The sequence below is a fragment of the Morganella sp. TYF_1 genome (assembly GCF_043105645.1).
In the GTDB taxonomy this organism is placed as follows: Bacteria; Pseudomonadota; Gammaproteobacteria; order Enterobacterales; family Enterobacteriaceae; genus Morganella; species Morganella morganii_B.
In genome coordinates, this window is record NZ_JBICLU010000007.1 from 176,118 (window position 1) to 188,559 (window position 12,442).

Below are 12,442 nucleotides of genomic sequence, written 5' to 3' on the forward strand. Positions count from 1 at the left end.
GCTCACCGCCTGAAACGGCGCAGCAGACGATTTTTTAAGCCGGTATCAAAACGCCAGATGTGATCAAAAATCCGCATGATACCGGGCTTTCCGTAATGGGACAGGGCTACCGCATGGAAGCGGTGTTTTCCCTGCTGCTGTGAACGTTTTACCTGCTTCACCACCTCATCCGGCAGCCGCTGGGCAATAAAATCAGACATCACCACCACATCCGCATCACGCCACTGCGGCGTTTCCAGCCGTTTTGCCGCCTCTGTCAGACAGGATGCCAGGTCTGTTCCGCCTTTAAAACTCTGAAGCAGAAAGCGGGTCATCTGTTCTATACCGTCCGGGCCGAGAAAATCATAATGCACCTGTTCGGTGGAGAAGAGCATGACATGGCACTGCCGGTTATCGGCCATAGCGATTTTGACCAGCGCGAGACAAAACGCTTTGGCGCAGCGCTCATTAAAACCGCCCATCGAGCCGGAAGTATCGATACAGATAATGAAGGGTCCGCGCGGCTGTTTTTCATCTTTATGATGAACGATCGGCCGCATCACCTGCCGTTCCTGCCAGTGATCGCCCTGTAACCGGTAGGTGTATAACTGCTTCTCGGCCAGCTTCCGGTAAAACTCCAGCTCCAGGCCGCTGATACCGAGTAATGCCAGCTCGGCGGGCAGAAGACGCAGCACATCATCACTCAGCCCGACCCCGCTGACCTCTTCCGGGGTCTGATCCGGCACCAGCTCGGTAATGATGACCGGCTCTGTCACCGCACTGTCCTGAGGAACGGATTTTGCTGTCTGGCTTCGCCCCAGCAGTGAGGCCAGTTTTTCCAGTTCCGGCTGGGATTTTAAAAACTCGCTGTAACGCAGCAGGAGATCGTCCGCCGGGCCGGGGGATTTTAGTGATCCTTTCGCCAGATCCCATAACTTACCGGAAGCCTGCTCATTTTCACTGATCAGCGGATCAAGATTGCCGCTCAGTGCCAGATGCTGCTGAAGTTCGGCAAGAAGCTGTTCTTTTTCCTGCTCCAGGATCTCTTTGTGGTAGGTGGTGACCTGTAAAATCAGGCTGATACGCCAGCGCTGATTGAATAATATCTGATGAGAGGTGGTTTCCTGCTCATCTCTGTGCAGACGGTGTGCTTCCGGCGAGAACGGCGAGTTGATGTCCTCCAGCGTTTTGAGGATTTCCGGCAGCAGGCGGTAAAATTCTGTCCGGTCTGCAGCGGTGCTCTGCTGGTAAAGACGGAACTCATCTGCCAGTGCCGCCGGAACCAGCGCCTCTTTCACCCGTTCTTCCAGTGATTTCCGCCATGACGGCATATCGGTCAGCACCGCACGGCGTAACCGCGGGTGCTTTTCAAAAAACCACGCCAGCTGCGGAGCCGCCAGCAGTGTCAGCAGGATCTCCTCAATGAGTTCCCCTTCATTAACTGCCAGCGCCAGATCCAGTGCCGAAAGACTTAACACGGGGTGCTGCTCATTTGCTGTGCCAGTTTATCGAGGCGCTCTGTCACCGGCAGAAAGCTCTCCTCTATCTGTGCAATCCAGTCGTCACTGACAAACAGTGCCGGCTGATGCTGTGCAAACAGCTGACGCTGCTGCACCAGTGTCTGGCGTATCACCGAAAGCTTATCGAGCCAGATTTGCTTCTGTGCTTCTGTCATCCGGCTTTCGGTACCCGCCGGGAACAGGGTACTGCTGCGCAGACTGACATCACGCAGTTCCAGAAGGCCGTTATCATTCACGGCAGCGGATACCGACTGGGTAAAGCCGATGCCGTTGAGTTTTGCCGCAATGTTCCCTCCTTGATCAAAGACGCCTTTATCAAAGAAGATATCAAAGGCTGAGCGCTCAATAGTCACATGAGTGACTGTCATATCATGTAATGTCAGCGGGTTATGTAAAAAGAGGGTGACCGGGCTGGGCGGCAGCGTATCCGGCAGAGCGTAACTGACTTTGCGCCCGAAACGGGCACTGCTGCGGATCACACTGAAGGCATCACGCTGTTGCTGAGTCTGCGTTTCCAGGAGCCATTCCTGATAGTATTTTTCCAGTTTCAGTAACAGGCTGCGCTGCTGATAGGCCTGCTCACACATCAGTTGTGTCAGCAGTTGCGGAACGGATTTCAGTGAGGCGGAATCATGCCACAGGCAGTCTTTCAGCAAAATCAGATCAAGAGGCGTGATACTGCTGTGGTCGTTAAAAAACGCACTGGCCTGTAACAGCCGCAGTGCCTTTTTCCAGCGCCGGTCTGAGATATACGGCGCGTTATCCAGCCGCTCAATCTGCTGACGGAGCTGATAAATCAGTTCAAATATCTGATCGGTCAGCACAACACGGTCAATCTCTTCCTGCCACTGATGATATTCCTCATCGGTTACCTGCAGATGCGCGGGGATCTGTTCATCCGATGCCCCCGGTGTGCTGATGAGCATGGCGCGGAAGCTCTGTTTTTCCTGTAATTTATCCAGCCATAAGCGGATCAGCATCCGGTCATAGAGGGCTTCCAGGCTGCTGTCGTTATCCGGCAGTTCGTTGGAGGCGGCCACCAGCAGCCGCATCGGAATAGGGCTTTCGCTGTCGCCGTTGCGGTATTTGCGTTCGTTAATTGCTGTCAGCAGGGTATTGAGGATAGCGGGACCCGCTTTCCAGATTTCGTCGAGAAACACGATTTCCGCATCCGGCAGGTATCCCTGCGTGATGCGCTGATACTTCCCTTCATCTTTCAGTGCCGCAATCGAGAGCGGGCCGAAGATCTCCTCCGGGGTGGAGAAGCGGGTCATCAGATACTCAAAGGCACGGGCGTCACTGAAAACCAGTTTCATCCGCCGTGCAATCATACTTTTGGCAATTCCCGGCGGGCCGAGCAGAAAAACACTTTCCCCGCTGAGGGTGGCCAGTAAGCAGAGCCGGATGGCGTGCTGTCGTTCATACAGCCCGGATTCCAGATGGCGGCTCAGCCGGGCGATACGTTCAGAACGTTGCATGGGACTCCCGTGAATTTACTGATACAGTTTCTGCGTTTATAAACTAAAAAAGCTACCGCGTTTACTGCGTAAAATCACGTTTCTTCTGTTTTTCGATTTTTTTATGGTAAAAAAGCTGCCGATATATATCCCGGCAGCTGATGTAATTAGTTAAAATCGGCGTCAATAACCTGGTAAAAACTGTTAGGGGTATCGGCTATTTCCCATACGGCATAAATGATTTGATAGCCCTTTCGTTCCGGCACTTCACACTGATGAGTTACGGTGTATGGCGGAACACTGCCGTGGTCTTCAAAATAACAGAATGGTTCAGATTCAAACGCTTCTCTGTTTAGTGGTACCTCCTGGTTCCAGTCTGGTTTTGTTATATAGTATCGCCAGTTTCTGGTTGAGTGTGCTGCGGTTATTTTCCATTCAAAATCCATTTTCCCTGGTTTTACTTTTTCCTTAAACCAAATATCGCCGATCATATCCAGCGGAATAAAGCGTTCAATATTTCCGCTGGCAAGATGACCATCAGGCGGGAATTTTCCGCCGGGAAACCCTGAAAGCGCTTCAATACTCTGAGGTTCCCATTGTGCAGATGCGCACATTTGAGGATTATTTTTCTTTAACTGGCAATTTGCGGCCCGGCTGGCAGGTTTGGTGACAAATCCATGAGCAAGAACGGATGCTGAAAACAGGCTGGCCAATACTGCGGTAATAATGATGTGCTTTTTCATAAACAACTCCGGTTATATGTACCAGAGCAACATAACAATATATTGATATATCCCTGAATATCAAAAGTTATCCATTCTTATTTAAATAATATACATATATATCATATTGTTACGGTGGTGTAATATATTTAGGGTGTTATTCAGGCTGCAGACTGACGGATGACGGCGTTAACGGTTTTTTTATTTTATTTATTGAATCCATTCAGCTGTAACTCATTCAATCAGTTAGCTTTTTTATTTAACACATTCTTAAGCGAAACGTTTCGATCACCATCACACTTTTTATGGATGAATATTGAGTTTTCCGGTATTTTTCCTACCATAGTTTAAAAGCGAAACGTTTCGCTCAGGAGGATTTTATGAAGAAAGGGGCTTTACTGAACGGTGATGTTTCCGCAGTTATCGCGCGTCTGGGTCATACCGACCATATTACTGTTGCTGATGCCGGGCTGCCGATCCCGCCCGCCACACCACGTATTGATCTGGCATTAACGCAGGGTGTGCCTGATTTTATGTCGGTGTTTAAGGTCATCACGCAGGAGATGCAGGTGGAAGCCGCGCTGATGGCGGAAGATATCCAGACACATAACAGTGAGCTGCACGATGCGATCGTGGCACATCTGAAAGCACTGGAATTACAGCAGGGTAATGTGATTCAGATTCAGTATGTGACTCATGCCTCTTTCAAGTTACAGACACAAAACAGCCGTGCCGTGATCCGGACCGGTGAGTGCACACCGTTTGCCAATGTGATGCTGTTCTCCGGCGTGACATTCTGAGGTGTCTATGGAACCGTTACTTGAACTCAAAGGTATCGATAAAGCGTTCCCGGGTGTGAAAGCGTTATCCGGTGCCGCCCTGCGGGTCTACCCCGGCAGAGTGATGGCGCTGGTCGGAGAGAACGGCGCCGGTAAATCCACCATGATGAAAGTGCTGACCGGGATCTATAAAAAAGATGCCGGTCAGATTCTGTTTCTGGGGCAGGAGCGTCAGTTTACGGGGCCGAAGTCGTCGCAGGAAGCCGGTATCGGGATTATCCATCAGGAGCTGAACCTGATCCCGGAACTGACGATTGCAGAAAACATTTTTCTCGGCCGCGAGTTTACCGGCCGTTTCGGCAACATTGACTGGAAAAAGATGTACGCTGAAGCGGATAAGTTACTGGCCCGTCTGAATCTTGCTTACAGCAGTCACCGGCTGGTAGCGGAACTGTCCATCGGCGATCAGCAGATGGTGGAAATCGCCAAGGTGCTCAGTTTTGAGTCGAAAGTCATCATTATGGATGAACCGACAGATGCCCTGACGGACACTGAAACCGAATCGCTCTTCAGTGTGATCCGCGAACTGCGTGAGCAGGGCTGCGGGATTGTCTATATTTCTCACCGTCTGAAAGAGATTTTTGAGATTTGTGATGACGTGACAGTGTTCCGCGACGGCCAGTTTATCGGTGAAAAACCGGTATCTGACCTGACTGAGGATACCCTGATTGAAATGATGGTCGGGCGCAAGCTGGAAGATCAGTATCCGCGTCTGACTCTGCCGCGCGGCAAAGAAAAGCTGGTGGTGAAAAACCTGTGCGGTCGTGATGTGCATGATGTCAGTTTCACGCTGCATGAGAATGAAATTCTCGGCGTTTCCGGGCTGATGGGGGCCGGGCGTACTGAACTGATGAAAATCATTTACGGCGCGATGGCAAAAACCGGCGGAACGGTAGAAATGGACGGCAACGTCTGTCAGATAAACTCGCCGAAAGCCGGGCTGAATAATGGCATCGTGTATATCTCCGAAGACCGCAAACGTGATGGTCTGGTGCTGGGGATGTCAGTAAAAGAAAACATGTCTCTGACGGCGCTGCCGTATTTCAGCAGCAAAACCGGACGCCTTAATCATAAAGAAGAACATCTGACCGTCAGCGATTTTATTCAGCTGTTCAATATCAAAACCCCTGGCATGGATCAGATCATCGGGTTCTTATCCGGTGGTAATCAGCAGAAGGTGGCGATCGCCCGCGGTCTGATGACGCGGCCGAAAGTCCTCATCCTCGACGAACCGACACGCGGTGTGGATGTCGGGGCGAAGAAAGAGATTTATCAGCTGATCAACAAATTTAAACAGGAAGGCCTGAGTATCATCCTTATTTCATCGGAAATGCCGGAAGTGATGGGGATGAGTGACCGGATTCTGGTCATGCACGAAGGACGGATAAGCGGGGAGTTTGCCGCGGAAAACGTCACTCAGGAAGCATTAATGGCCGCCGCAGTCGGCAAACAATATGGCGCAGGGCAGGAGTAAGATATGCGTACAGATTCAACCCCGGCGTCAAAACGCTGGTTTTCCAAAGAATGGCTGCTTGAGCAGAAATCACTGATAGCACTGCTGATCCTGATTGTGATTGTCTCCATGATCAGCCCGAACTTTTTTACCCTGAATAACCTGTTCAATATTCTCCAGCAGACCTCTGTGAACGCCATTATGGCGGTGGGGATGACGCTGGTGATCCTGACCTCCGGGATTGACCTGTCTGTCGGCTCACTGCTGGCTCTGACCGGTGCGGTGGCGGCCTCCATGGTGGGCGCGGATGTTAACGCCATTGTGGCTGTCGCCGGTGCGCTGGCATTGGGCGCGGCTATCGGCGGTGTGACCGGGGTGATTGTCGCGAAAGGGAAAGTGCAGGCTTTTATCGCCACGCTGGTGATGATGCTGTTACTGCGCGGTGTGACCCGTGTGTATACCGACGGCAGCCCGATCAGTACCGGATTCAGTGATAACGCCGATGTGTTCAGCTGGTTTGGTATCGGGCGTCTGTTCGGCATCCCGGCACCGGTATGGCTGATGATTGTTGTTTTCGCGGCGGCCTGGTATCTGCTGCATCACACTCGTCTGGGGCGTTATATCTATGCGCTGGGCGGTAATGAATCCGCCACCCGCCTGTCCGGTATTAATGTCGATAAAATCAAAATCATTGTTTATGCCCTCTGTGGTCTGCTGGCGGCATTAGCCAGTGTGATTGAAGTGGCGCGTTTATCGTCCGCACAGCCGATGGCCGGTAACGGTTATGAGCTGGATGCGATTGCGGCTGTGGTACTCGGCGGCACCAGTCTTGCCGGGGGTAAAGGCCGTATTATGGGCACCCTGATCGGGGCGCTGATTTTAGGTTTTCTGAACAACGCGCTGAATCTGCTGGGGATCTCCTCCAACTACCAGATGATTGTTAAAGCGGTTGTGATTTTGCTGGCTGTACTCGTTGATAACAAAAGCAGTAAATAATCCACTTACCCGAATCCTGCAAGGAACAGAAACATGAAACTGAAAAAGATTGCGACCCTTTTCTCCGTTGTTGCACTGAGCGCCACTATCAGCGCCAATGCACTGGCAAAAGAGTCCATTGCCCTGGTGATCTCCACACTGAATAACCCGTTCTTTGTCACCATGAAAGACAGTGCGCAGAAAGAAGCGGATAAACTCGGTTATGACCTGGTGGTTCTGGATTCTATGGATAACCCGGCAAAAGAACTGGCTAACGTGCAGGATCTGACCGTGAAAGGCACCAAACTGATGCTGATTAACCCGACAGACTCTGATGCGGTCGGTAACGCCGTGATCCTGGCCAACAAAGCCAATATCCCGGTTATCACTCTGGACCGTGTTGCCAATAAAGGTGAAGTGGTCAGCCACGTTGCCTCTGATAACGTTCTCGGCGGCAAACTGGCCGGTGACTTTATCGCCCGTAAAACCGGCGCGGATGCTAAAGTTATCCAGCTGGAAGGTATCACCGGGACTTCAGCTTCCCGTGAGCGCGGTGAAGGTTTCAAACAGGCGGTTGCTGAACATAAAATGAATGTGCTGGCCAGCCAGCCGGCAGATTTCGACCGTACCAAAGGTTTGAACGTCATGCAGAACCTGCTGACTGCACATCCGGCTGTTCAGGCGGTATTTGCCCAGAACGATGAAATGGCATTAGGTGCGCAGCGTGCATTGCAGACTGCAGGCCGTGATGATGTGCTGGTGGTCGGCTTCGACGGCACAGCGGACGGCATCAAAGCGGTGAAAAGCGGCAAACTGGGTGCAACCGTGGCACAGCGTCCTGACCAGATCGGCATTATCGGTATTCAGACCGCCGATAAAGTCCTGAAAGGCGAAAAAATCGACAAAACCATTCCGGTTGAGTTAGAACTGATTGTAAAAGACTAACGATATCAGCCTCCCCGGTACACCGTGCCGGGGAGTATTGTCAGTAATAAAGGAAATAAAGGTAATGACAACATCCCGTCTGACCGTTCTCGGCAGTATTAATGTCGATCATATTATGAATATTGCACAGTTCCCGGCACCCGGCGAAACGGTGATCGGTAAGCAATATCAGACAGCCTTCGGCGGCAAAGGCGCGAACCAGGCGGTGGCCTGCGGACGCAGCGGTGCTGATATTACCTTTATTGCCTGTGTGGGGGATGATGCTATCGGCGCGGAAATCCTGGCACAGTTGCAGCGCGATCGTATTCACACCGCCGCAGTCAGCGTGGTACCGGAAGCGACCACCGGCGTGGCGATGATTTTTGTGAATGAAGACGGTGAAAACGTCATCGGCATCAGTGCCGGTGCCAATGCTGCGCTGACACCGGCACATTTTGCGCCTTATAAAGGGCTTGTTGAACAATCCGATGCCCTGCTGATGCAGCTGGAATCCCCGCTGGAAACCGTGATCGCCGCCGCGCAGGCTGCAAAAAATCATCAGACCAGAGTGATCCTCAATCCGGCCCCGGCGCGGGAATTACCGGACAGCCTGCTGAAGCTGGTGGACGTTATCACCCCGAATGAAACCGAAGCGGAAAAGCTGACCGGTATTTCTGTCAGTGATGAAGCCGGCGCAGCCAACGCGGCGCAGGTACTGCACGATAAAGGCATTGAACAGGTTCTGATCACGCTGGGCAGCCGGGGTGTCTGGCTGAGTGTTAACGGTGAAGGTCGCCGGATCCCCGGCTTTAACGTTAATGCGGTGGATACCATTGCAGCCGGTGATACCTTTAACGGCGCGTATGTCACGGCGCTGCTGGAAGGAAAACCGGCAGATGACGCTGTGCGTTTTGCCCATGCCGCCGCCGCGATCGCCGTCACCCGCCGGGGGGCGCAGCCATCGGTGCCGTGGCGCCGTGAAATTGATGCTTTCCTTGCGGAGCGTGGTTAAGACTGTGGCGACGATGAAAGACGTGGCGCGGCTGGCGGGGGTATCCACCTCGACAGTTTCCCATGTCATCAACAATAACCGCTTTGTCAGTGACGGCGTGCGCAAGAAGGTGAATGATGCCATTGCCGAACTGAATTACGCGCCGTCTGCACTTGCGCGCAGCCTGAAAATGAACCGCACCAATACCATCGGAATGCTGGTGACCACCAGTAATAACCCGTTTTATGCGGAAGTTGTCCGCGGCGTGGAGCGCAGTTGTTATGAACGCGGCTACAGCCTGATCCTCTGTAATACCGAAGGGGATTACAAACGGATGAACAGCAGCCTGGAAACGCTGCTGCAAAAACGGGTGGATGGCCTGCTGCTGATGTGTACTGAGATAAAAGGCCCGTCAGCGGAGGTGTTCAGCCGCTATCCCCGGTTGCCGATGGTGATGATGGACTGGTCGCCGTTTGCGTTCGGCGGAGATGTGATTCAGGACAACTCTTTCCTCGGCGGCGAAATTGCCACCCGTCATCTGATCGAAAATGGTTTTACCCGGATTGCCTGCATTGCCGGTCCGCTGGATAAATCACCGGCCAAATCCCGTCTGGACGGTTTTTACCGCACCATGGCGCAGGCCGGTCTGGATGTGCCGCCGGAGTACGTGCTGGAGAGTGATTTTGAATTCAGCGGCGGTTTCAGTGCCATGAATCAACTGCTTTCCCTGCCGGTGCCGCCGCAGGCGGTATTTGCCGGTAACGATGCGATGGCGGTCGGTGCGTATCAGGCTATCTGGCAGAAAGGGTTGCGTATCCCGCAGGATATTGCGGTTATCGGTTACGATGATATCGATCTGGCGGCATTCCTTACCCCGCCGCTGACCACCATTCACCAGCCGAAAGATGAGCTGGGCAAACTGGCAGTGGATAAACTTCTGAGCCGTATGGACGATGCAGACGCGCCTTCTGATTTGCTGGTGCTGACCCCGGCACTGATAAACCGGGGCTCTGTTATCTGCCGTTAAGGTGAGGCGGGACTGTCTGAGGGGCGGGTTTTCTTCTTAATCATATTCCGCCCGTCAGTCCGGCTCAGGAACAGGAACACAAACGCCGACAGAATCGTCATCACCCCGACCGTCACAAAAGTGGCATGGAAATTATCAACGATTGACCCCCAATCCTGAGACTCAAAATAGCGTAATACAGACGCACTCACCGCAATCCCGAAACTGATAGAAAGCTGCTGGGTCACGGCCAGTACACTGTTACCGGAACTGGCATTGTGCTCGGTCAGATCGGCGAGGGTAATAGTATTCATCGCCGTGAACTGAGTGGACATCGCCATCCCGAGAATAAACAGCGGCAGCACCAGCAGGTAAATAGACATTCCCGGTGACTGGAAATAGAAGGATGAAATGATTGCGCCGATCACCAGTGTGACCGCAAATAATGTCAGACGATAACCATAGCGGCGCAGAATCTGCGTGACCGCCGATTTTGCCAGAATAGAGCCGATTGCCGTCGGTGCCATCATCATCCCCGCCACCACTGCCGGATAACCAAAACCAACCTGTAACATCAGCGGCATCAGAAACGGAATACAGCCGGTGCCCAGCCGTGTGGCAACGTTACCGGCGATCCCGACACTGAATGTTCGCGTGCGGAACAGACTCAGCGGAATAATCGGCGCAGAAATACGGCGGGCGTGCAGGGCATAGAAGGTCAGCAGCGCAAAACCGCTGCCCATCACCAGGAACGGCGTTGCCGCTGCCAGGGCATTATCCCCGAACAGATCCAGACTGACAGAAACAGAGACCAGCCCGGCACCAAGCAGAGCAAAACCTAACGTATCAAAGCGGCGTTTCGGCATGGTGAAATCGGGCATATGGCGGATGGCGTAAATAATCCCCAGAATCCCGATAGGTATATTAATGATAAAAATCCAGTGCCAGGTGGCGTAAGTCACCAGAATCCCGCCGAGCAGCGGCCCCAGCACCGGGCCGACTAACCCCGGAATGGTGACAAAGTTAAGAATAGGCAGCAGCTCGCTGCGCGGATAAGCCCGCAGCAATGCCAGGCGGGCCACCGGCATCATCATTGCCCCGCCTATCCCCTGAATAATCCGTGACACCACCAGGAATGGCAGATTGGGTGAAAAGGCACATAATAAAGAACCGAGGGAAAACAGAATCACCGCGATAATAAATATCCGGCGGGTGCCGAAGCGGTCTGCCAGCCAGCCGCTGACCGGGATCAGCAGCGCCACTGTCAGGGTGTAACTGATCACAGCGGACTGCATCGCCAGCGGAGAGTGATTCAGGCTTTTGGCAATATCCGGCAGAGCGGTGTTCAGAATGGTGGCATCCAGCGCCTGCATAAAGAACGCCATTGCGGCAATCCACGGCAGGCCCGCCATATTCCGGGCTGTTTTAAACATGTTTTCCCTTAATGCATTATCTCAGAATGGTCAGTAGTGTAACTATTACATATTCACACTTTACTCAACAACACCTGACATGCCTGACGGGCTCGTTCTCCGTTGCCGTCGATAATGGCATCCACAATCTCTTTATGGAGATCAATCTCAATAACCTGATTGGTGGTGATGGATTCAAAAAAGTTGTGATACACAAAATCAAATAAATTGGCGAAAGAGGAAAAAAACGGATTTCCGCACGCCTGGTAAATAAGGTGGTGGAAACGGTGATCAACCGCTATCCATTTATCCCGCTCAAAATGGGCGGATAATAAGGTCATCTCTTTTAACAGAAACGAGAGTGACTGTTTTTGGTCTTTTCCGGCATTCATGGCTGCCAGTGCGCAGGCCTGAGGTTCAATCGCGGCGCGCAGTTCGCGGAAATATTTCAGTACCTGCCGGTGGTCACCGCTGCTCAGCCACCATTTTATAAAGTCATGATCGAGAAAATTCCAGCTTATCACCGGCATCACCCGGGTGCCGATGCGCGGGCGCGGTAAGACCATCCCTTTCGCCGCCAGCATTTTTACTGCCTCACGGACCGCTGTCCTGCTTACCCCGAACTGCTCCGCCAACTCAATCTCTCCCGGCAGAATAGACTCCGGCGGATATTGGCCGGATAAAATCTGCTGTCCCAGTTTTTCAGCCAGAAGATAAGACAGGTTCTTTTGTGACGCATTGAGTTGTTCTGAAAACTGCATTCTGATTCCTTGGCGTGATGCATTAACAAAGCGGGATAATGATATATAAGACGCATTATGGGCATATTAATGACAAAACCGGTGAATAAAAGCTCAAATATACATGTTTTGTTTAAAAAAAACGCGAACAAACATTTTTTTCAAATAAACACTTGCGTGATCTCAGCGAGTGTCTATAATGCGCCACCACTGACACGGAACAACACGCTGACAAGCGGTTCCGGCAGAAAGAGAAAAAGCGAAAAGTTGAAAAACAACGCTTGACTCGAATGGGCTGGAAACGTAATATACGCAGCCTCGCAACAACGCAGAAGACCGGCAACGGCAGCGAAGGTTGCAACTGCTCTTTAACAATTTATCAGACAATCTGTGTGGGCACTCGCAGGACATATCACAAAAAATA

11 protein-coding genes are annotated in these 12,442 nt (G+C 52.2%); 6 read left to right on the top strand and 5 right to left on the bottom strand.

Translation table 11 applies throughout. The features are described 5' to 3' along the window. Positions 1–2 precede the first annotated feature (2 nt). The 3 genes from viaA to ACF8OF_RS02305 form a co-directional block, all read right to left on the bottom strand. Entirely contained in the window at positions 3–1,457 is a 1,455-nt protein-coding gene (viaA, locus tag ACF8OF_RS02295; protein WP_392495594.1) for an ATPase RavA stimulator ViaA, read from the bottom strand. Then, positions 1,451–2,977 (bottom strand): ATPase RavA, encoded by a 1,527-nt coding sequence (ravA, locus tag ACF8OF_RS02300; protein ID WP_392495595.1) that lies wholly within the window; start codon positions 2,975–2,977, stop codon positions 1,451–1,453. Before ravA ends, viaA begins: the two co-directional genes overlap by 7 nt. Positions 2,978–3,123: 146 nt before the next feature. Continuing rightward, on the bottom strand, positions 3,124–3,699 hold the full coding sequence (locus tag ACF8OF_RS02305) for a lytic polysaccharide monooxygenase (protein WP_392495597.1): 576 nt from the start codon (positions 3,697–3,699) through the stop codon (positions 3,124–3,126). Between the two features lie 359 nt (positions 3,700–4,058). Between ACF8OF_RS02305 and rbsD the strand changes: the two genes are divergently transcribed. The 6 genes from rbsD (at position 4,059) to rbsR (ending at position 9,887) form a co-directional block, all read left to right on the top strand. Next, positions 4,059–4,478: a D-ribose pyranase gene (gene rbsD / locus ACF8OF_RS02310; RefSeq protein ID WP_004236749.1), complete on the top strand. Its 420-nt coding sequence runs from the start codon at positions 4,059–4,061 to the stop codon at positions 4,476–4,478. Positions 4,479–4,485: 7 nt separating this feature from the next. Continuing rightward, on the top strand, positions 4,486–5,991 hold the full coding sequence (gene rbsA / locus ACF8OF_RS02315) for a ribose ABC transporter ATP-binding protein RbsA (protein ID WP_262882255.1): 1,506 nt from the start codon (positions 4,486–4,488) through the stop codon (positions 5,989–5,991). A gap of 3 nt (positions 5,992–5,994) precedes the next feature. After that, complete coding sequence (rbsC, locus tag ACF8OF_RS02320) at positions 5,995–6,966, top strand: ribose ABC transporter permease (protein ID WP_004236751.1); 972 nt, start codon at positions 5,995–5,997, stop codon at positions 6,964–6,966. A 33-nt stretch (positions 6,967–6,999) separates the two neighbouring features. Next, positions 7,000–7,890, top strand: coding sequence for a ribose ABC transporter substrate-binding protein RbsB (gene rbsB / locus ACF8OF_RS02325; RefSeq protein ID WP_392495599.1), 891 nt, complete (start codon positions 7,000–7,002; stop codon positions 7,888–7,890). Between the two features lie 64 nt (positions 7,891–7,954). After that, the gene (rbsK, locus tag ACF8OF_RS02330; RefSeq protein WP_025153716.1) at positions 7,955–8,881 is read left to right on the top strand and encodes a ribokinase; all 927 of its coding nucleotides are present in this window, start codon (positions 7,955–7,957) and stop codon (positions 8,879–8,881) included. Between the two features lie 4 nt (positions 8,882–8,885). Further along, the gene (rbsR, locus tag ACF8OF_RS02335) at positions 8,886–9,887 is read left to right on the top strand and encodes a ribose operon transcriptional repressor RbsR (protein WP_392495604.1); all 1,002 of its coding nucleotides are present in this window, start codon (positions 8,886–8,888) and stop codon (positions 9,885–9,887) included. On the opposite strand, the gene mdtD is transcribed toward rbsR, so the two are convergent. Together mdtD and ACF8OF_RS02345 are read right to left on the bottom strand one after the other, a co-directional pair. Then, complete coding sequence (gene mdtD / locus ACF8OF_RS02340) at positions 9,884–11,299, bottom strand: multidrug transporter subunit MdtD (protein WP_025153718.1); 1,416 nt, start codon at positions 11,297–11,299, stop codon at positions 9,884–9,886. The two genes, rbsR and mdtD, sit on opposite strands and share 4 nt — an antisense overlap. Positions 11,300–11,352: 53 nt before the next feature. Further along, entirely contained in the window at positions 11,353–12,039 is a 687-nt protein-coding gene (locus ACF8OF_RS02345) for a FadR/GntR family transcriptional regulator (protein ID WP_262862576.1), read from the bottom strand. Positions 12,040–12,442: the final 403 nt, after the last annotated feature.

What these genes read in the sequence shown, in the direction of transcription:
- ravA (WP_392495595.1), bottom strand. Translation starts at nt 2,977, where the DNA reads ATGCAACGTTCTGAACGTATCGCCCGGCTGAGCCGCCATCTGGAATCC.
- ACF8OF_RS02305 (WP_392495597.1), bottom strand. Translation starts at nt 3,699, where the DNA reads ATGAAAAAGCACATCATTATTACCGCAGTATTGGCCAGCCTGTTTTCA.
- rbsD (WP_004236749.1), top strand. Translation starts at nt 4,059, where the DNA reads ATGAAGAAAGGGGCTTTACTGAACGGTGATGTTTCCGCAGTTATCGCG.
- rbsA (WP_262882255.1), top strand. Translation starts at nt 4,486, where the DNA reads ATGGAACCGTTACTTGAACTCAAAGGTATCGATAAAGCGTTCCCGGGT.
- rbsC (WP_004236751.1), top strand. Translation starts at nt 5,995, where the DNA reads ATGCGTACAGATTCAACCCCGGCGTCAAAACGCTGGTTTTCCAAAGAA.
- rbsB (WP_392495599.1), top strand. Translation starts at nt 7,000, where the DNA reads ATGAAACTGAAAAAGATTGCGACCCTTTTCTCCGTTGTTGCACTGAGC.
- rbsK (WP_025153716.1), top strand. Translation starts at nt 7,955, where the DNA reads ATGACAACATCCCGTCTGACCGTTCTCGGCAGTATTAATGTCGATCAT.
- mdtD (WP_025153718.1), bottom strand. Translation starts at nt 11,299, where the DNA reads ATGTTTAAAACAGCCCGGAATATGGCGGGCCTGCCGTGGATTGCCGCA.
- ACF8OF_RS02345 (WP_262862576.1), bottom strand. Translation starts at nt 12,039, where the DNA reads ATGCAGTTTTCAGAACAACTCAATGCGTCACAAAAGAACCTGTCTTAT.